The organism is Micromonospora sp. NBC_00330, from assembly GCF_036136635.1.
Taxonomy (GTDB): Bacteria; Actinomycetota; Actinomycetes; order Mycobacteriales; family Micromonosporaceae; genus Micromonospora; species Micromonospora salmantinae.
Genome location: NZ_CP108012.1, coordinates 5,522,690 through 5,540,527 on the forward strand (window position 1 = coordinate 5,522,690; position 17,838 = coordinate 5,540,527).

Sequence of the window (17,838 nt, forward strand, 5' to 3'; positions counted from 1 at the left end):
TCCCGCACCAACCAGCGACGCCCCGGGCAGGTCATCTGCCCGGGGCGTCGCCCTTTGTGCGCCACCTGCCGGATGTTCCGAACCGAGTTTCTCCACTGACAGTCGACCCGGCGTCCCTGGTCCTGGTCCGGGGCAACCCGGGGCTTTCCCCTGTTCAACGCGACCACCAGGGTCGCCTGCGGCAACCGGGTCCTAGGCTGTCTGCCATGACCGACCAGCGCGGCGGGGCCGTCGACGAGTCCTGTGTCCTCACCGAGGGGCCGTGGACGCACCGTTTCGTCGGCGCCAACGGCAGCCGGTTCCACGTGGTCGAGGGCGGCACCGGGCCGATGGTGCTCTTCCTGCACGGCTTCCCGGAGCACTGGTGGGCCTGGCACCAGATGCTGCCGGCGATCGCCGACGCCGGCTTCCGGGCGGTCGCCGTCGACCTGCGCGGCTACGGCGCCAGCGACAAACCACCCCGCGGGTACGACGGCTACACCCTCGCCGCCGACATCGCCGGGCTGATCCGCGCGCTCGGCGAACGATCCGCGACCATTGTCGGCAGCGGCCTCGGTGGCATGGTGGCCTGGACGGTGGCCTCGTTCCACCCGTCCCTGGTCCGCCGGCTCGTGGTGCTGGGGGCGCCGCACCCGCTGCGACTGCGCGCCGCCATCTTCGCCGACCCGCGCGGGCAGTTCACCGCCTCCACCCCGGCGTTGAAGTTCCAGCTACCCCGCTACGAGCACGTCCTGACCCGCGACGGCGCGGCGGCCGTCGGCGAGATCATGCGCCGCTGGGGCGGCCCACAGTGGGTGGCCGGGCCGGACTTCGAGGCGTACGCCGAGCGGTGCCGGGAGGCCATGTGCATCCCGCAGGCCGCGTTCTGCGCGCTGGAGGGTTACCGCTGGGCATTCCGCTCGCTGCTGCGACTGCACGGCTACCGGTTCGTCCGCCTGATGCAGAAGCCGCTGTCCACCCCGACCCTGCAACTGCACGGCGCCCTGGACACCGCCTCCCTGCCCCGCACCGCGCTGGGTTCCGGCCGCTACGTCGTCGCCCCATACGAGTGGCGACTGCTCGACGGGGTGGGACACTTCCCGCACCTGGAGGCACCGGAGCTGGTGCTCGGCGAAATCCTGCGGTGGGCGAAGACCTGACCGGTCAGACCCGCTGCTCCCGCAGGTCGGTCACCTCGGCGGCCGGCGCCCAGCCCTGGTAGACGCCGAAGTCGAAGACCTCCAGCCGCATCGCCTCGGCCACCGGCCAGCGACCGCCCGTGTATTCCACCCGCAGCCAGGCGTCGTGCTCGCCGAGCACGATGAACGGCTGGCCCTGCCAGGTGCAGGTGGTCCGCACGTACGCCAGATCCTCGATCTCGCTCGCCGGCAGCACCCGGACGTAGCGGCCCGCGCGGACCTCCTCGAAGCCCTCGCCCGGCTCGGGCTGGTAGAGGCGGATGTCGTCGCCGTCCGGGCTGGCCTGGTATTCCCGGCCCTGCCAACGGGCCACGTAACCGTCGCGCATCACGCCTCCCCGACCCGTCGCCAGACCACCGTGTCGGTGTCCAGCTCAGCGACCACCCGCTCGCTGCCGTCCGCGCCGATGCGCCAGAGCTGGGCGCCGTGCGGCAGCCGTGCGCTGTCCACCTTGAACTCCGCCACCACGTCGCTGCTCTCACCAGGGGCGAAGCCGTTGCCCCGGAACGGCGGACGTTCGATGACCCAGCCCTCCATGGCCCGCATCGCCGGCTCGTTCTGACCGCCGTACGGGATGCGGTAGAGGCTCGGCCGGTGCGCCGGCCAGCGCAGCACGTAGATCTCCTCGGCGTCCGGGGCGAACGGCGAGCCGGGGTAGCTGAGGCCCAGCGCCTCGTGCAGCTGAGCCGGTGTGGTCAGGTGGGACAGCTCACCGGCTCGGTGCACGAACCCGGACACCCGGTCGTACCCACGATCCAGGTAGTACGCGAGCTGGCTGGGGGCGATCGCCTTCTGCATGACAGTCGGCCGGGTCGGGTCGACCGCTGCGGGGGCGTACCGGGGACGGGCGGCGGGTTCGGCCACGGCCGGCGCTTCCACCTGGTCCACTTCCAGGTCGTCTCCGAGCCCCACCTCGGCGGCCCAGTTGGCCAACGCGACGATCTGCTCGCCGGGCAACTTGGCACCGACCGGCGTGCCCGGGTTGACGGCGAACGACCAGTCCTCGTCGGGCCAGCGCCGGATCAGTTGGGCGAACTTCACCCGGACCGTGTCGACGTCTTCCTCGACATGGTCGGCGAGGCGCTCCGACGACGTGTAGACCACCACGTACGTCTCGCCGTCGAGCTGCCCCGTACGCCAGACGAAGCCGGGATCCCCCGGGCGGCTTCCCCGCACCGAGTCCGGTGCGGCCGGCAGTAGCACCCGGGCCAGCAGGAGGGTGGACAGGAACGTGTCGGTGCTGCCCGAGCCGGCGGCGCTGAGCAGGTCCTCCTCGACAGTGTTGGCCGGCTCGAACTCGACCGGCGACGGCTCGTCGGCCGGCGGGCGCGGACCGTCGTCCGCGATCACGCTCGCGCCGCTCCCCTGGTCCGTGCCGGCCGGGCCGGTCGACGAAACAGCACTGTCGGCGCGGTCGTCCCGGAGCGGGGCGTCGACGTGACCGTCGATTCGCGGGTCGCCCAGGCCACCGCCGGCAGCGCCGGCCTCTGTCGGAATCACAGAGGGCGGGGCGGACGGGCTCGGGGCGGGCTGACCGGGGCTGAACGACGTGGGCCCGGATGGGTTGGAACCGAAGGGCGACGGACCGAACAGGCCCGGGTCGGAGGACGTCGAGCCGAACGGCGGCGGGGCAGCCTCGGCGGGGCCGGGCGACGACGGACCGAACAGGCCCGGACCGGGAGGCGTCGAGCCGAACTGTGGCGGGGCCGCCTCGGCGGGGCTGGGCCGCCGGGGCGCGTCGACCGGCGCGCTGCTCTCGACCGGGTCGGTGAGATCGCGGGACTCGATGATGGTGCCCTCGATGACGATGGGCGTGAAGCCGCGGCGCGGCGCGGGCGGCCCGGAGACCGGTTCCGCGACGGACGCCGGCAGGTCCTCCGCCGGCTCGAACCGGCCCGGCCGGTCCTGGGGAATCGCCTGCGTTTCATCCGCCGATGGCCGCCCAGGCGCACCGGCCAGGGGAGGCTCACCGGTCATCCGGAACGCGCGGGTGGGCTCCTCAGCAAGCGGGTTGTGCCGGCGCGGCGGCAGCGGCTGGGTGATCTCCTCGCCGGATGGCGGCGCGTCCATCCCGCGGGACGCGCCGAGGCCGCCCTCCGGCCGTCGTATCGGTTGGGTGGCTGCCGGGTCCGCCGCCACCGGAAAGGCCCGCGTCGCGGTCTCGTCGGCCGGCGCGTCGGCCGGGCGGCGGCGAGGGAAGGGCTGGCTGCCTCGCCCGAACCGGGTCGGCGGGGCCGCCCGGTCACCCGGGCGTCCCCCGCTCGCGGCCGGGTCGCGGGCCGGGCTGGGGTCGAAGAAGGAGCGTCGAGGCGCGGCCTGGGGGCCACCGTTGCCGTTACCCGGGGCGGGGCCGTCGACGTCGCCCGGCCGGGTCGCTGCCGGCCAGCCCACGCCCGGCTCGGCCTGGTCGGTGGTGGGGCCGGCGGTCGCCAACGGGGTGAATCGGGACGGCCGGCCGGTGCGGGGCAACGCTCCATTGCCCGGCGCGGGCCGGGGCGGCTCGGTCGGGTGTCGCTGACCGGCGGCGGGCAGGTCCTCCTCGCCCCCTCGGCGCGGCGGCTCAGCCGGGACGGGGGGCCGGGGTGCCGGACCCGGCACCGGCGGGGCGCCCACCCGAGGGCCCGGGCTCCGCGCGGGCCTTCGGGGTGCGAGCGGAGCACTCTCGGACCCGGACGAGGCCGACCCCGTCACCGGAGGCGATCCAGCGGCTGGCGCGGCGTCCCGCGGTGGCACGCCGGGCCGGGTGCGTGCCAGCGTCTCGGCCCGCTCCAGGCGAGCGCGGGCACCCATGGCACGGCCGGGGAGCCGCACGTCGCCTCGGGACAGCTGCGACACGAACCAGGCCGGCAGGTAACCCTCGACCGGCAGACCCGGATTGACGGCGAGCCACCACTCGTGGTTGGGCCAACTGGCCGCGAGATCGGCGAAGGGGATGCGTCGGTTGCTGCCGGCGTGATCGCCGAGGCAGGCGCGCAGGGCGGCGGCGGAGGTGAAGGCCAGGACGTGGGTCCGGCCGCCGGTGGTCCAGGTGCCCCATCCGGCGGGTGGCTGGCCGGGCTGCGTCGGCGCGGCGACCGGCAGCAGCACATCGGTGCGGGACAGGAGCCGGAAGTAGAGCTCCTGGTCGTTGGCGCGTAGCGCGTCGCGCATCGCCACCTCGGCCTCCGTGGCCGGCTCCCATGCGGTCACGGCCACCTCCCCTTCCGAGAACAGGCCACAGGTATCGCGTACAACCTACAAGGTGGTACCAAGATCACAATGGCTGGCCGGCGGCGGCCCGCCAGGGCCCGGAAGAGGCGATAACATCCCGTTCCGGAGCCAATACGATACGGAGGGTGTCGATGTCCCGATCGATCACGCGCCCGGTCCTCGCAGGTCTCGCCGCCAGTCTGTTGACCGTACCGGCCCTTCCGAGCGTCGCCGCCACCGCCGGGCTCCGGGCGGCGCCAGCCTGCGCGACACCACTCGCCCCCGTCCGGCCGGTCGCGGCCAGGCCCTGGCCACAGCAACGGTACGACCCGGCGCGGCTCGCGCCGCTGGCCACCGGCGCCGGGGTGACAGTGGCGGTGGTCGACTCCGGGGTGGACCGGGTGCACCCGCAGCTGGCTGGGCGGGTGCTGGCCGGGGCGGACCTGCTCGATCCCGGCGGGGACGGCGGGCGGGACTGCGCCGGGCACGGCACCGGTGTGGCGAGCATCATCGCCGCGGCACCCCGCCCCGACGTCGCCTTCCGCGGCCTGGCACCCGGTGCCCGAATCCTGCCGGTGCGGGTGAGTGAGCAGCAGGTGGTGCAGGGGCGGGAGTCGGGGCGCACGGTCAGCGCCGACGAGTTCGCCCGGGCCATCCGGTGGGCCGTCGACCATGACGCCGACGTGGTGAACCTGTCCGTGGTCCTGTACGCGGACGACCCGGAGGTCCGTTCGGCAGTGCGGTACGCGGTCGACCAGGACGTGGTGCTGGTGGCCGCCGCGGGCAATCTGCACGACAGCGGAGACCCCCGACCGTTCCCCGCCGGCTACGACGGGGTGCTCGGCGTGGGCGCGATTGGGGCGGACGGCGGGCGGGCGACGTTCTCGCAGACCGGCCCGTACGTCGACCTCGTGGCCCCGGGCAGCGAGGTGCTGACCGCCGCGCCAGGTGCCGGCCACCATCGGGTCGAGGGCACCAGTTACGCGGCGCCCTTCGTGGCCGCCACCGCCGCATTGCTGCGGGAATACCGGCCGGAGTTGACCGCCGCACAGGTGGCGGAGCGCATCATCGCCACCGCCGATCCCGCTCCGGGCGCGGGCCGGGGCGGCGGGTACGGCGCCGGGGTGTTGAACCCCTACCGGGCGGTCACCGAGACCAGCGGCGGCCGTGCGGCCGGCGCGCGGCCGGTCGCGGCCCTCGCCGACGACCGGGCCGACCCGGCGCAGCTCGCCCGCCAGGCCCGCCGGGCCGCCGCACGGGACCAGGCCCTGCTGATCGGGGCGGTGGCCGGCATCACGGCGGTCACCGTGGTGCTGCTCGCCCTGATGGTGCCCCGTGGCGCCCGTCGGCGCTGGCGCCCGGCCGGCCCGGCCTGAGCCTGCCCGCGCGCGGCCTGAGCCCGCCCGCGCAATGCCTGAGCCCGCCGGCGTGCGGCCCTGACCGCCGACCGGCTGCGGGCGGGGCGCTGACCCGGACACGGTCAGCGCTCCCGGCCCACATCGCTCACTGGAACAGCCCGGTGTTCTTCTTCTCGGTGTCCAGGTAGTCGGTGGCGGAGTCGTTCACCGCCAACCTGATGTCACGCAGCATCCCCTGCAGGTCCTGCGAGGCCGAACGCCACCGCGCCTGCCGCTGCTCGTAGGCCTGCCGCGCCTCGCCCGTCCAACTCGCCACCAGCGGGGCGGCGTCGCGTTCGAGTTGGCCGAGTTGCGCGTCGAGGGTGTTCAACGCCTTCTGAATGTCAGCGCCGGCCTGCTGCAGCGCGGCGAAGTTGACGACCAGCACACCATGGTCCATCGGATTCCCTCCCCAGCGGGATCAGAGCGGCAGCTGGATGCCGCCGCGGTTGGTGCCGGCCACCCGGCTGGCCACCTCGTCGTCGGACGCGTGGTACTGCCGACCGGCGGTGCGGATCGCACCTGCGGTCTCGCGCAGCGCGCGGTGCAGCGCCGCCTGGTCCTGTGACCACTGCTGCTTGACCTGCTCGAACGAACGGCCACCAGCGCCACGCCAGGCCTGCTGCAACACCTCCAGCTCGGCCAGCAGGCCGGTCAGCATGGACTGCAACGACTGGTCCACCTGCTCGAACTTCGCGGCAGTCTGCTGCATCACCGCTGCTTCTGCCTTGGTTTGGGACATCCGGACGTCACCTCGTCTCTCGGATCGCACCTGGCCGTCGACGCGCCCACGCCGGGGCGACGCGTCGTCGCTTGGCCCGGTCGTCGAGCACTGAGACACGGGTCAGCGAAGGACTTCGTGGCTGACGGTAGCGACCTCGTAGCGGTTCTGCTACCCCACCGGCTTCCCCTGTGGACAACCGAGGCGGCCATCGGTCGCTTACGATGTGCCGCAGCCACGTCGCGGCGCGTGACGGGCCGCCGGAGGGCGGCCGGCCGCCCGACCCGGTCCCCACTGGTCGAGGAGGCACGGTGCCGGCGATCACCACCGGAGGCCCGCACCCGCCGACCCCGATCGGGTCCGAGGCAGGCGCCTCCCCACGGGTGGGCGGGCCGGGTCGACCCACCGACCTGGGCCCGGGGTCGGTCGGTCAGCGCACCTCCCGTCGCCCGTCGTTGGTGGCCCACTGGGTCGCACTCGGCCGTCGTGCGGCTGCCGGAACGCGAGCCGGCCAACTGGTCACCGTGCAGGTCGCGGCGGGGCTCGTGCTCGTCGCCCTCGGCCAAGACGCACCGGTCGTCGCGGCGGCCGTACTGGTGGCCGTGCTGCTGGTGGCCGCCGCCTGGGTGCCGGTGCGAGGGCGGTGGCTGTTCGAGTGGCTGGGCACGGCCACCGGGCACCTCACCCGCCGACGGGCGTTGAGCGGGCCGGCCGACGCGGCCGAACTGCTCGACCTGGTCGCCCCGGGCACCGTCGTCCGCTCGACCGAGTTGACCGGCGGGCCGGCGGCCGTCCTGGAGGACACCACCGGCATGGTCGCGCTCCTGGAGCTCGGTGACCCCGGCGACCTGCTGGGCGACGTGTCCCAGGCGATCCCCGCCCCGGCCGCGTTGCTCCCCCCGACCGGGCCGGACCAGCCCCCGCTGCTGGTCCAACTGCTGCTCGCCGGTGCGCCGGCACCGGTGCCGAGCGCCGGCGGCACTGTCGGCACGTCGTACCGGCAGCTCACCGACGGGCGGCTCGCCGGGCGCGAGCGGGCGGTGGTGGCGGTCCGGGTGCTGCGGGTGAACGGTTGGTCCGAGGAGGACCTGCGTCGGGTACTCGCCGGCACGGTCCGCCGGATCGTCCGCCGGCTCGGGCCGTTGGCCGCGCGGCCACTCGGGGTGCCGGCGGCGCTGCGTGTCCTGGGCGAGCTGGCCCACCACGACGGCGAACCGGTCCGGGAGTCCTGGCCGGCGATCCGGTCCGGCACTCTCGTCCAGGCCACCTTCCGTCTGCTCCACTGGCCCGACGCGGGCGCTGCGGCTGGACGTCGGCTGGTGCCCCGCCTGCTCGCGCTGCCGGCGACGGCCACGACGGTGTCGATCTGCTCTGGCCCGTCGCCGACGGCGTCGACGTCGTCGGGTCCGCCGGCGGCCAGCGGAGTGCCGACCGAGCTGACCGTACGCCTGGCCACCGGGACGGCGGCCGAACTGGCGGCGGCCAGCGAGGCGCTGGTCCGCCTGGTGACCGACCTGGGCGGAAAGCTGCGACGACTCGACGGCGCCCACCTGAGCGGGCTGGCCGCCACGCTGCCGTTGGCGCTGACGGCACCCGGGGCGCGGCCCCGCCCAACGGCGCCCGGAGCGCGACAGGGCCCGGCGGTCGACGACTGGGAGCTGTCAGTGGGCGACGCGGGAATGATGGTCGGCACCAACCGGCACGGCCGAGCCGTCACCGTGCGACTGTTCCGGCCGGAGAGCACCCGTGTGCTGCTGGTCGGCGGGGTGCGGGCAGCCCAGCTGGTGGCGTTGCGCGCTCTGGCACTCGGCGCCCTGGTGGTGGTGCAGACCGCCCGGCCACGCGCCTGGGAGCCGTTCGTCCGAGGGGTTGGCGCGCCGGGCGGCACGATCCCGTTGCTCCCTCCCGGTCGGGCGGTCGCCGACGGCGTGGGCACCGCTCTGCGTCCGTTGCTGCTGATCGTCGACGCCGGGCCGGTGGCGGCCGAGGCCGCGCCGGGCCCGCCGTGGCGGGCCACCCTTGTGGTACGCGACGAGCTGACCCCGGCCGATGTGGACGCGTTGAGCCGCGCCGACCTGGCGTTGCTCCAGCCACTGACCTCCGCCGAGGCCACCCTGGCCGGAGCGGCGCTGGGGCTGGGCGGCTCGGCCGAGTGGCTGACCCGGATCCGGGAGGACATGGTGGCAGTGGTCAACCGTCGGGCGCTGCGCTGGGCACTGCTCTCCCCCACTCCGATCGAGGCGCAACTGATCGGCCCGCCCACGCGCGGCTGAATCCACCGGGACGGCCAGCCGGCGGGTTACGTCGGCGCGGTGTCCGTGGCACGATCCCCGCCATGGGTTTCCTGAAAGGTCTGCTGATCCGGCTGGCCAGCACAGCTCTGGCTTTCTGGCTGGCCACGCTCCTCATCCCGGGCATCTCCCTGGATTCGAACTCCGCCACCGAGACGGTGACCACGCTGCTCCTGGTGGCGGTGATCTTCGGCGTGGTCAACGCGGTTCTCCAGCCGCTCATCAAGACCGTCGGTTGTGGCTTCTACCTGCTGACCCTGGGTCTCATCGCCCTGGTGGTGAACGGGCTGCTCTTCCTGCTCACCAGCTGGATCGCCGACCAGGCCGGGCTGCCGTTCTCGGTGGACGGTTTCTGGCCGGCAGCAGTGCTCGGCGCCCTCTTCGTGAGCATCGTGACCTGGATCCTCGGCGCCGTCCTCGACCGCGACTGACCGCCGACCAGCCAGCACCGACCCGGTCCGTCCGGGGCTCCGACCTCGGCCGGGGCCCCGGCGGGCCGATGACCAGAGTTCGGGAATGTGGCGGCCGGACGGCCCACCTCGGCGGTTAGCGTCGCTGCATGTTCTCGCTGACCTATTCCGACGGCCACCTGCTCAGCACCGATCCGGCGCGGATCGACCTGGACCTGGTGCACCACTGGTTGTCCACCGACGCGTACTGGGCGCTCGGACGAGACCGGGAGACCACCGAGCGGTCGTTCGCCGGCTCACTGCCGTTCGGCATCTACCGACCGGAGGACGGCCGCCAGGTCGCGGTGGCCCGGGTCGTCACTGACGGCGCCACCTTCGCCTGGCTCTGCGACGTGTACGTCGACCGCGCCGCCCGGGGTCGCGGGCTGGGCGGCTGGATGGCCGGCGCGGTCCGCGACCACCTGGATGAGCTGGGCGTACGCCGGATCCTGCTCTGCACCAACGACGCCCACCAGGTGTACGCGGGGGTGGGGTTCACCCCGCTGGACGCGCCGCAACGGTGGATGCAGCTGGACCGACGGAACCCGGTGACCCCGATCACCGGAAAGGAACAAAGCAGCACTACGCCCCTTACGGTGGAAGCGTGACGCCACTCCGCCTGGGATACCTCTACGGCCTCGGCGCGTACCTGCTCTGGGGTTTCTTTCCGCTCTACCTGAAGCTGCTGCGACCCGCCGGCCCGCTGGAGATCCTGGCCCACCGGATCGTCTGGTCGGTGGTCTTCGTGGCCCTGCTGCTGGCGGCGCTGCGCAACGTCGGCTTCCTGCGGGCGCTACTGCGCCGACCCTGGGCGGTGGCGGGGATCGTCGCCGCCGCCGCGCTGATCGCTGTCAACTGGGGCACCTACATCTACGGGGTCAACTCCGACCGGGTGGTGGAGACCGCGCTCGGCTACTTCATCAACCCGCTGGTAGTGGTGCTGCTCGGGGTGACGGTGCTGAGGGAGCGGCTACGCCCGGCGCAGTGGGTGGCGCTGGGGATCGGCGCGTCGGCGGTCGCGGTGCTCACAGTGGACTACGGCCGGCTGCCCTGGCTGGCGTTGACCCTGGCGTTCAGCTTCGCCGGCTACGGCCTGGTGAAGAAGCGGCTCGGGCTGCCGGCGGCGGAAGGGCTCTTCGTCGAGTCGGCGGTGCTGGCGTTGCCGGCGCTGGGCTACCTGGGCTGGCTGACGGCGAAGGCCGACCTGACCTTCGGGCACGTCTCGGCCGGGCACACCGCGCTGCTGGTGCTGGCCGGCGCGGCCACGGCGATTCCGCTGCTGCTGTTCGCCGGGGCGGCCAACCGACTGCCCCTGAGCAGCCTCGGCATGATCCAGTACCTGGCGCCGATCCTTCAGCTCGGCTGCGGGGTGCTGATCTTCCACGAGCCGATGCCGCCGGCCCGGCTGGCCGGCTTCGCGCTGGTCTGGCTGGCCCTGATCGTCTTCACCGCCGACGCCGTCCGAACCTCCCGCCGCACCCGCCAGTCCCGCCGCACCCCACCCCCACCTTCGGTCGATCATGGAGTTGTGGTGCCCGCCCAGCACTAGTTAGGGCGATTTGTCACCCACCACAACTCCTTGATCGACGCAGATGGGCGGGGCGGCGCGGGGTCGTGGGTGTCGGAGGGCCGGGGTGGGGCGGGGTGGGCGGGGTTAGGGGACGGCGTAGGTCAGGAGGGGCGTGCCGTCGGCTTTCTGCAGCTCCACGCTGACCAGCTCGGCGTCGGTGAACCTCGTCGCGCCGGTGAAGCTGAGGTCGTCGCCGGGCGCCGCCAACCAGGAGCCGATCTGCTCGGTGGCGCCGTTCGGACCGCGCGCCACCAGCCGGAACGGGTACGCCTTGCCGTAGCTCGTCCGCGCGTCGTACCCGCAACGCATCGTCACCTCGGTGCCCCACTTGGTGCCGGTGAGCCCGAGGTCGGCGTGCACCGGCCCGGCGGCCACCGGTCGCATGGCCACCATCGACACCTGCGGAGCGGGGTTGCCCTGCGCGCCGGGCGGCCCGGACCGGTCGACCGGTCGAGGCAGCGCCACGGCGGTGCCCACACCGACAAGCAGCGCCAGCCCGGCGGCGGCCAGTGTGGTCAGTGCGTACCGTCGCCGGTCCGCGGCACGTTCCCGACGGCGGCGCTGGCGGGCCTCGTCGAGCAGCGCGGGCACCCGGGGCGGGGCCGGCGGCGGCAGGATCTGCTCCAACCCCGCCGGGTCGAGGCGCCCGAGCAACCCGGGCAGGACGGCGATCTCGGCGACCGCCTCCCGACAGGAGGCGCACCCACCGAGGTGCCGCTCGTAGGCCGCCCGTTCGGCGGGGGCCAGGGCGCCCAGCACGTACGCGCCGTCGTCGTACGCGAACTCGCACCGGGTCATCCCGTCACCCCCATCTCGGCCAGGACCAACCGTAGAGACCGCAGCGCGTAGTGGGTGCGCGATTTCACGGTCCCTGGCGGTACGCCCAGGCGGGACGCCGCCTCGGCCACCGACCGCCCCTGGTAGAAGCACTCGACCAGCACCTCCCGGTGGGTCGGGCTGAGCCGGTTCAGCGCCTCGGCGACGGTCCACGCCTCCACCGCCCGTTCGGCCTCGTCGATCACCTCGGGCGGTTCGGGCAGATCGTCGGTGAACACCTCGCCGACCCGGGTGGATCGCCGCCGCCAGGCGTCGATGGCCAGGTTGCGGGCGGTGGTGAACAGCCAGGACCGCACCGATCCGCGCGTAGGGTCGAGTGACTCCGGATGTCGCCAGGCCCGCAGCAGCGTCTCCTGCACCAGGTCCTCGGCCCGCTGCCGGTCCCCGTTGACCAGCCGCAGGGCGTGGGCGTACAGCGCCTCCGCGTGCTCGTCGTGCAGCGCGCGCAGCAGTTGGGCGTCGTGGTCGCTGATGGCGGTCTCCTCGCTTCCGGCGCGCGTCCGGCGGTGCGTTCGCTCGGGAATACGTGCGGTCACGCCGATCGGTTCAGCCCGAGGTCAGACCGGTTGCGTGGTGGTGCCGCCGACGAAGGTGTTCATGCCCGGTTCACATCGCGGCTGACGAGCGCTCACCACGTCCTCCTAGCGTCCGGCTGGTACGCCGCCTGTCGTGCCACCGACTTCTCTGGAGGCCTCCCCCATGAGCGACCGTCCCCGGCTGCTCCCCCTGTTGAACGGCACCCGTCATGGCACCCGTGATGCCATGACCTGTCTGTACCGGTGCGGAAACGCGTGTGACCACCCGGTCCCGAACACCTCCGACAACGCGTACTTCGGTGACGTGGTGAACGCCGAGGTGTCGCGGCGTGGCGTGGTCCGGGCCGGCGCTGTCGGCGCGCTGGTGCTCGGTTTCGGCGGCGCGGCAGCCGGCGCGCTCGCCGGTGCGGCCCCGGCCATGGCGGCCCCGACCACCCCGGACGTCCCGGAGGGCTTCGGTTTCGGTCGTCCCGGCACCGGGGTCGGCAACGGCGCGCTGACCTTCAAGCCGATCCCACCGAACAAGCTGGACACCCTGGTCGTGCCGAACGGCTACGACCACGCCGTGGTGATCAAGTGGGGTGACCCGGTGCTGCCGGGCGCGCCGGAGTTCGACCTGCACCACCAGACCGCCGCCGCGCAGTCCAAGCAGTTCGGTTACAACAACGACTTCGTGGGCGTGCTGCCGCTGGACAAGCAGGGCAAGCGGGCACTGCTCGTGGTCAACCACGAGTACACGAACGAGGACCTGATGTTCCCGGGCTTCCCCGGCCTGGACGGGCTCTCCGTGGAGCAGCTGCGCACCGCCATGGCCGCGCACGGCATGTCGGTGGTGGAGCTTGAGCGGGTCGCGGGCACCGGGCAGTGGAAGCCGGTCGGCAAGGGCCCGCGGCCGTACAACCGGCGGGTCACCGCCCTGAGCACCAAGTTCGACCTGACCGGCCCGGCCGCCGGCTCGGCCTGGCTGAAGACCGCCGCCGACCCCAAGGGCCGCACCGTCGTCGGCACGCTGAACAACTGCGCCGGCGGCGTGACCCCGTGGGGCACCGTGCTCTCCGGCGAGGAGAACTTCAACCAGTACTTCGTGGGCGCCGACGCCGCGCCGGCCGAGCTGAAGCCGAAGCTGGACCGTTACGGCATCGGCACCGCCAGCCGCTACCCCAGCGGCAGCCGCAAGTGGGAGCGCGCGGACGAGCGCTTCGACCTGGCGAAGCACCCCAACGAGGCACACCGCTTCGGCTGGGTCGTCGAGATCGACCCGTTCGACCCGGAGAGCCGCCCCCGCAAGCACACGGCGATGGGCCGGTTCAAGCACGAGGGCGCCAACGTGATCGTCGCGAAGGACGGCCACGTGGTCGCGTACATGGGCGACGACGAGCGGTTCGACTACCTCTACAAGTTCGTCTCGGACAAGAAGTTCATGAAGGGCAACTCCTGGGCTGCCCGCAAGCACAACCTGACCCTGCTGGAGTCGGGCACGCTCTACGTCGCGAAGCTCGACCAGACCAGCGCCGCCGAGATCGACGGCACGGGCAAGCTCCCCGCCGACGGCGCGTTCAACGGTCGGGGTCGCTGGATCAGGCTGGTCAGCGGCAACCGGTCGTTCGTCGACGGGATGACCGCCGCGGACGTGCTCACCTTCACCCGGCTCGCCGGTGACAAGGTCGGCGCGACCAAGATGGACCGCCCCGAGGACGTCGAGCCGAGCCTGCTCACCGGCAAGGTGTACGTGGCGCTGACAAACAACACCAACCGGGGCGTCGGCAGCAACCCGAAGGCGGACGAGGCCAACCCGCGCAACGCCAACAAGCACGGGCAGATCCTGGAGCTGGTCGAGGACCGCAACGACAACACCTCGGAGACGTTCGCCTGGTCGCTGCCCATCGTCTGCGGCGACCCGACCGACCCGTCGACCTTCTTCGCCGGGTACGACAAGACCAAGGTCTCCCCGATCTCCTGCCCGGACAACGTCGCCTTCGACGCCACCGGCAACCTCTGGATCTCCACCGACGGCAATGCGCTGGGCAGCAACGACGGCCTGTTCGCCACCGCCGTGGAGGGTCCGGAGCGGGGTCACCTGAAGCAGTTCCTGACGGTGCCGCTCGGCGCGGAGACCTGCGGCCCGTTCATCACCGGCGACAACCGCTCGGTCTTCGTCGCCGTGCAGCACCCGGGCGAGATCACCGGAGCCTCGGTGGAGAACCCGGCCTCGAACTGGCCGGACGGTGACTACGCCAAGCCGGGCGTGGTGGTCACCTGGCGCCTCGACGGTGGCCCGGTGGGTAGCTGACGTCGTACCCGCGCCCGAGCGGCCGCTGACGTTGCTCCGGCGGTCCGGCGCTGGACCGCCCCGAGAGGCCCTCTCCCAGCCCGGGAGAGGGCCTCTCGGCGGTCAGTTGTCGGTGGCGATGCCGTCGGCCACGCCGCGGGCCACTGTGAGCAGCTTGGCGCGTACGACACGGGCGGAGGTCATCATCTCGCTGGCCGGCAACGCGCAGGCCAGCACGACGCGGCGTTCCATGTCCTTGTCCGGCGCGACGAGCACCGCGGCGCAGGCCACCCCCTGGCGGAACTGCCCCATCTCCAGTTGCATGCCGCGCCGGTCGCCGGCGGCCAGGTCGGCCTCGAAACTCTCGGTGGTGGTCAGCGTGGCGGTGGTGAACGGGCGCATGCCGTACTCGCGCAGATAGCGGTAGCGCTGGTCGGTAGTGAGGGTGGCGAGCAACGACTTGCCGAGCGCTGTCGCGTGCGCCCCCTCGTCGAAGCCGGGGACCAGATCCTCCAGGTAGGGCGAGCGGTGCCCCTCGGCGACAGCGGTGAGGGCCACCTGACCGCCGACGAACCGACCGAGGTAGTGGCTGTAGCCGGTGTCCAGGGCGGCCCGCCGCAGCGTCTCACCGACCGCCGGCGGGCCCCGGAACGCCGTCACCAACTCCCGGTACCGGTCGGCCACCTCCAACCCCACGATGTACGTGCCGTCCTCGCGACGGATCACGTAGCCCTCGTAGGCGAGGGTGCGGACCAGGTGGTAGGTGGTGGCCACCGTCAGCTCGCAGCGCCGGGCGATCTGCTTGACGGTCAGGCCCTTCGGGGCGCGACCGACCGACTCCAGCACCCGTAGCGCTCGGGACACGCTGCGAATCAGGTCCGAAGGTTCTGCCAAGGGGTCGCGCACAACCACCTCCGCCGCCGGGGACTTACACCATATGAAAAACAGGCCCGGTGCGAAATGCCTGTTCGGGTCGAGGATGCCAGATCACCATCCACAGGTTGTGCCCCGCCAGTCACCAGGAGTGCGGTGAACGGGGCTCGCGTAGGTTTGCCGAACGATGACCGACACCTCCAACACCCAGGCTCCGGCCGTTGCCCGACCCCGTCCGGTCCGGGCCAGCGCCGGCGCAGTCGTCACCACTGTGGCCTGCGTACTCCCCGTCTTCCTGCTCGGCGGTCTCGCCGTGCAGATGGGCACGGACCTCGGCTTCTCGCCGGCCGGCCTGGGCCTGGCCGTCTCCATCTACTTCGGGGTCAGCGCGCTGGCCTCGGTGCCCTCCGGGCGGCTGGTCGAGCGGTACGGGCCGGCAGTGGTGGCCCGCTGCGGCATCCTGCTGGCCGCCGGATCGATGCTGGCGGTGGCCGCCTTCGCCCGGTCGTACCCGGTGCTGGTCGGCCTGCTGGCGCTCAGCGCCGCCGCGAACGCGCTCGGCCAGTTGGCCAGCAACGCCGCGCTGGCCCAGCACGTGCCGGCCCGGCGGCAGGGGCTGTCGTTCGGTGTCAAGCAGGCCGCCATCCCGGTCTCCACCCTGCTGGCCGGGGTGGCGGTGCCCACCATCGCGCTCACCGCCGGCTGGCGCTGGGCGTTCGTGGCCGCCGCCGTTGCCGCGCTGGCGACGCTGGCCGCGGTACCCCGGCAGTTGCCCGGCCTGGCCCGGCGGGCCGGCTCCGGGCGCGCGGGGCGGGCGACGGCGGCGCTGGTGGTGATCGGCGCTGCGGCGACGTTGGCGTCGGGCGCGGCCAACTCGTTGGGCACCTTCCTGGTGGACTCCGCCGCGGCCCGGGGTCTGTCGCCGGGCCTCGCCGGCCTCACCCTGACCCTGGGTAGCGTGGTCTGCGTGGCGGCCCGGGTGGGCGCCGGCTGGTTGGCCGACCGCCGCGAGACCGGCCACGTCGCCCTCATCGCCGCGATGCTGCTCGTCGGCGCGGTCGGGCTGGGCCTGCTCGCGTTGACCGGCTCGGTGCCGTTGGTGGTCGGCGTGGTGCTCGGCTTCGGCCTGGGCTGGGCCTGGCCCGGCCTGATGAACTTCGCCGTGGTCCGGCTCCACCCGCAGTCACCGGCCGCCGCCACCTCGATCACACAGACCGGGGTGTACGCGGGCGGCTGTCTCGGCCCGCTGAGCCTGGGCCCACTCGCCGCCCACCTCGGTTACCCGACGATGTGGACCATCGCGGCCGTGGCGATGCTGCTCGCCGCCGCCCTCATGCTCGTCGGCAGCCGGCTGTTGACCCGCGCCGCCGCAGCGGCCCGGGGCGTGGATCAGCTGGTGCGGTCGGCGATGTAGTCGCAGAGCGACTCGAGCGCGCTGCGGGACGGGCCGTTCGGCAGCGGGGCGAGCTGCGCGCGGGCCTCCTCGGCGTAGCTGCGCACCGTCTCCCGGGCCCGCTTGAGCGCCGGGCTCTCCCGGAGCAGCCCCAACGCCTCGGCGTGCAGCGCGTCGTCGGTCAACGGGCCGGTCGCCAGGATCTCCCGCAGCCGCACCGACGACGCGTCGGAGTCGTCCGCCTCGCGGGCATAGAGCACCGGCAGCGTCGGGACACCCTCGCGCAGGTCCGTGCCGGGGGTCTTGCCCGACTGCACCGACTCGGAGGCGATGTCCAGCAGGTCGTCGGAGAGTTGGAAGGCGACGCCAATCGTCTCGCCGTACCCGGCGAGGGCCTCCACGTGCTCCGGGGCGGCGCCACCGAACATCCCGCCGAACCGGGCGGACGTGGCGATCAGAGAGCCGGTCTTCTCGGCGATCACGTGCAGGTAGTGGGCCACCGGGTCGTCGTCGGCGCGCGGGCCGACCGTCTCCGCGATCTGGCCGTGCACCAGCCGGGCGAAGGTGCGCGCCTGCAACCGGACCGCCTCGGGGCCCAGGTCGGCGGCGATGTCCGCAGCGCGGGCGAAGAGGTAGTCGCCGACCAGGATGGCTACCGAGTTGGTCCACCGGGAGTTCGCGCTCGGCGCGCCCCGACGGACGGCGGCCTCGTCCATCACGTCGTCGTGGTAGAGGGTGGCGAGGTGAGTGAGCTCCATCACCACGGCGGCCGGGACCACCTGCGCACCGGTCGGGTCACCGAACTGGGCGCCGAGCGCCACCAGCAGCGGCCGGAACCGCTTTCCGCCGGCCTCGACGAGGTGCCGGGCGGCCTCGGTGACGAACGGGTCGGCACTGGCCACGCTGGCCCGCAACTCGACCTCGACCGTGTCCAGAAGACCCAGCACGGACGCCTCGACACGAGGATCGGCGAGGTTGAGGCCAAGCGCGCCGAACTGACTCGTGCTCGCCCGACCCCGTCGACCGCCGGAGCCGGAGGCACCTGAACGCTCGCCCGCCGGTTTCACCACGCTATCAACCATGCCACACCCGTTCGACCTGCTCCGGCCCGGGGATACGCACCGGGGGCCGGCAC

Annotated in this window: 16 protein-coding genes; 8 read left to right on the plus strand and 8 right to left on the minus strand. The window is 73.3% G+C overall.

Annotated elements, in window-relative coordinates:
* Positions 1-206 precede the first annotated feature (206 nt).
* Complete coding sequence (locus OG598_RS25050; protein ID WP_112638703.1) at positions 207-1,139, plus strand: alpha/beta fold hydrolase; 933 nt, start codon at positions 207-209, stop codon at positions 1,137-1,139.
* A gap of 4 nt (positions 1,140-1,143) precedes the next feature.
* Here the strand turns inward: OG598_RS25050 and OG598_RS25055 are convergent, their stop codons facing one another.
* Positions 1,144-1,509: a hypothetical protein gene (locus tag OG598_RS25055; protein ID WP_030486287.1), complete on the minus strand. Its 366-nt coding sequence runs from the start codon at positions 1,507-1,509 to the stop codon at positions 1,144-1,146.
* Complete coding sequence (locus OG598_RS25060) at positions 1,506-4,367, minus strand: SseB family protein (RefSeq protein ID WP_328651340.1); 2,862 nt, start codon at positions 4,365-4,367, stop codon at positions 1,506-1,508. The genes OG598_RS25055 and OG598_RS25060 overlap by 4 nt, the downstream gene beginning before the upstream one ends.
* Positions 4,368-4,519: 152 nt before the next feature.
* Between OG598_RS25060 and mycP the strand changes: the two genes are divergently transcribed.
* Positions 4,520-5,743 (plus strand): type VII secretion-associated serine protease mycosin, encoded by a 1,224-nt coding sequence (mycP, locus tag OG598_RS25065; protein WP_328651341.1) that lies wholly within the window; start codon positions 4,520-4,522, stop codon positions 5,741-5,743.
* 127 nt (positions 5,744-5,870) lie between these two features.
* On the opposite strand, the gene OG598_RS25070 is transcribed toward mycP, so the two are convergent.
* Together OG598_RS25070 and OG598_RS25075 are read right to left on the minus strand one after the other, a co-directional pair.
* Entirely contained in the window at positions 5,871-6,164 is a 294-nt protein-coding gene (locus OG598_RS25070) for a WXG100 family type VII secretion target (RefSeq protein WP_112585712.1), read from the minus strand.
* A 21-nt stretch (positions 6,165-6,185) separates the two neighbouring features.
* Complete coding sequence (locus OG598_RS25075; RefSeq protein WP_091395516.1) at positions 6,186-6,506, minus strand: WXG100 family type VII secretion target; 321 nt, start codon at positions 6,504-6,506, stop codon at positions 6,186-6,188.
* 203 nt (positions 6,507-6,709) lie between these two features.
* On the opposite strand from OG598_RS25075, the gene eccE reads away from it, so the two are divergent.
* The 4 genes from eccE to rarD all read left to right on the plus strand — a co-directional run bounded on the left by eccE (position 6,710) and on the right by rarD (position 10,774).
* Positions 6,710-8,758, plus strand: coding sequence for a type VII secretion protein EccE (eccE, locus tag OG598_RS25080; protein WP_442931368.1), 2,049 nt, complete (start codon positions 6,710-6,712; stop codon positions 8,756-8,758).
* Positions 8,759-8,820: 62 nt separating this feature from the next.
* Complete coding sequence (locus OG598_RS25085) at positions 8,821-9,207, plus strand: phage holin family protein (protein WP_328651343.1); 387 nt, start codon at positions 8,821-8,823, stop codon at positions 9,205-9,207.
* 128 nt (positions 9,208-9,335) lie between these two features.
* A complete protein-coding gene (locus OG598_RS25090; RefSeq protein WP_328651344.1) occupies positions 9,336-9,833 on the plus strand; it encodes a GNAT family N-acetyltransferase in 498 nt (165 codons plus the stop codon).
* Complete coding sequence (gene rarD / locus OG598_RS25095; RefSeq protein WP_328651345.1) at positions 9,830-10,774, plus strand: EamA family transporter RarD; 945 nt, start codon at positions 9,830-9,832, stop codon at positions 10,772-10,774. The genes OG598_RS25090 and rarD overlap by 4 nt, the downstream gene beginning before the upstream one ends.
* Positions 10,775-10,879: 105 nt before the next feature.
* Here the strand turns inward: rarD and OG598_RS25100 are convergent, their stop codons facing one another.
* Positions 10,880-11,593 carry an anti-sigma factor family protein gene (locus OG598_RS25100; RefSeq protein WP_328651346.1) on the minus strand — a complete coding sequence of 238 codons (714 nt, stop codon included), beginning with the start codon at positions 11,591-11,593 and terminating at the stop codon, positions 10,880-10,882.
* Positions 11,590-12,105, minus strand: a complete 516-nt coding sequence (locus OG598_RS25105; protein WP_328655430.1) for a sigma-70 family RNA polymerase sigma factor — start codon at positions 12,103-12,105, stop codon at positions 11,590-11,592. The genes OG598_RS25100 and OG598_RS25105 overlap by 4 nt, the downstream gene beginning before the upstream one ends.
* 226 nt (positions 12,106-12,331) lie before the next feature.
* Here OG598_RS25105 and OG598_RS25110 point away from each other — a divergent pair, with 226 nt between their 5' ends.
* Positions 12,332-14,458 carry a PhoX family protein gene (locus OG598_RS25110; RefSeq protein ID WP_328651347.1) on the plus strand — a complete coding sequence of 709 codons (2,127 nt, stop codon included), beginning with the start codon at positions 12,332-12,334 and terminating at the stop codon, positions 14,456-14,458.
* Positions 14,459-14,560: 102 nt separating this feature from the next.
* Here OG598_RS25110 and OG598_RS25115 read toward each other — a convergent pair whose 3' ends face one another.
* A complete protein-coding gene (locus OG598_RS25115) occupies positions 14,561-15,343 on the minus strand; it encodes an IclR family transcriptional regulator (RefSeq protein WP_091395539.1) in 783 nt (260 codons plus the stop codon).
* Positions 15,344-15,497: 154 nt separating this feature from the next.
* Here OG598_RS25115 and OG598_RS25120 point away from each other — a divergent pair, with 154 nt between their 5' ends.
* Positions 15,498-16,724, plus strand: a complete 1,227-nt coding sequence (locus OG598_RS25120; RefSeq protein ID WP_328651348.1) for an MFS transporter — start codon at positions 15,498-15,500, stop codon at positions 16,722-16,724.
* Here OG598_RS25120 and OG598_RS25125 read toward each other — a convergent pair.
* On the minus strand, positions 16,700-17,785 hold the full coding sequence (locus OG598_RS25125) for a polyprenyl synthetase family protein (RefSeq protein ID WP_328651349.1): 1,086 nt from the start codon (positions 17,783-17,785) through the stop codon (positions 16,700-16,702). The two genes, OG598_RS25120 and OG598_RS25125, sit on opposite strands and share 25 nt — an antisense overlap.
* Positions 17,786-17,838 lie beyond the last annotated feature (53 nt).

Excerpts from the sequence above, each read along its gene's own strand:
- OG598_RS25050 (WP_112638703.1), top strand. The coding sequence starts at position 207 with ATGACCGACCAGCGCGGCGGGGCCGTCGACGAGTCCTGTGTCCTCACC.
- OG598_RS25110 (WP_328651347.1), top strand. The coding sequence starts at position 12,332 with ATGAGCGACCGTCCCCGGCTGCTCCCCCTGTTGAACGGCACCCGTCAT.
- OG598_RS25090 (WP_328651344.1), top strand. The coding sequence starts at position 9,336 with ATGTTCTCGCTGACCTATTCCGACGGCCACCTGCTCAGCACCGATCCG.
- OG598_RS25085 (WP_328651343.1), top strand. The coding sequence starts at position 8,821 with ATGGGTTTCCTGAAAGGTCTGCTGATCCGGCTGGCCAGCACAGCTCTG.
- OG598_RS25075 (WP_091395516.1), bottom strand. The coding sequence starts at position 6,506 with ATGTCCCAAACCAAGGCAGAAGCAGCGGTGATGCAGCAGACTGCCGCG.
- OG598_RS25125 (WP_328651349.1), bottom strand. The coding sequence starts at position 17,785 with ATGGTTGATAGCGTGGTGAAACCGGCGGGCGAGCGTTCAGGTGCCTCC.
- eccE (WP_442931368.1), top strand. The coding sequence starts at position 6,710 with ATGTGCCGCAGCCACGTCGCGGCGCGTGACGGGCCGCCGGAGGGCGGC.
- mycP (WP_328651341.1), top strand. The coding sequence starts at position 4,520 with ATGTCCCGATCGATCACGCGCCCGGTCCTCGCAGGTCTCGCCGCCAGT.
- OG598_RS25100 (WP_328651346.1), bottom strand. The coding sequence starts at position 11,593 with ATGACCCGGTGCGAGTTCGCGTACGACGACGGCGCGTACGTGCTGGGC.
- OG598_RS25070 (WP_112585712.1), bottom strand. The coding sequence starts at position 6,164 with ATGGACCATGGTGTGCTGGTCGTCAACTTCGCCGCGCTGCAGCAGGCC.
- OG598_RS25120 (WP_328651348.1), top strand. The coding sequence starts at position 15,498 with ATGACCGACACCTCCAACACCCAGGCTCCGGCCGTTGCCCGACCCCGT.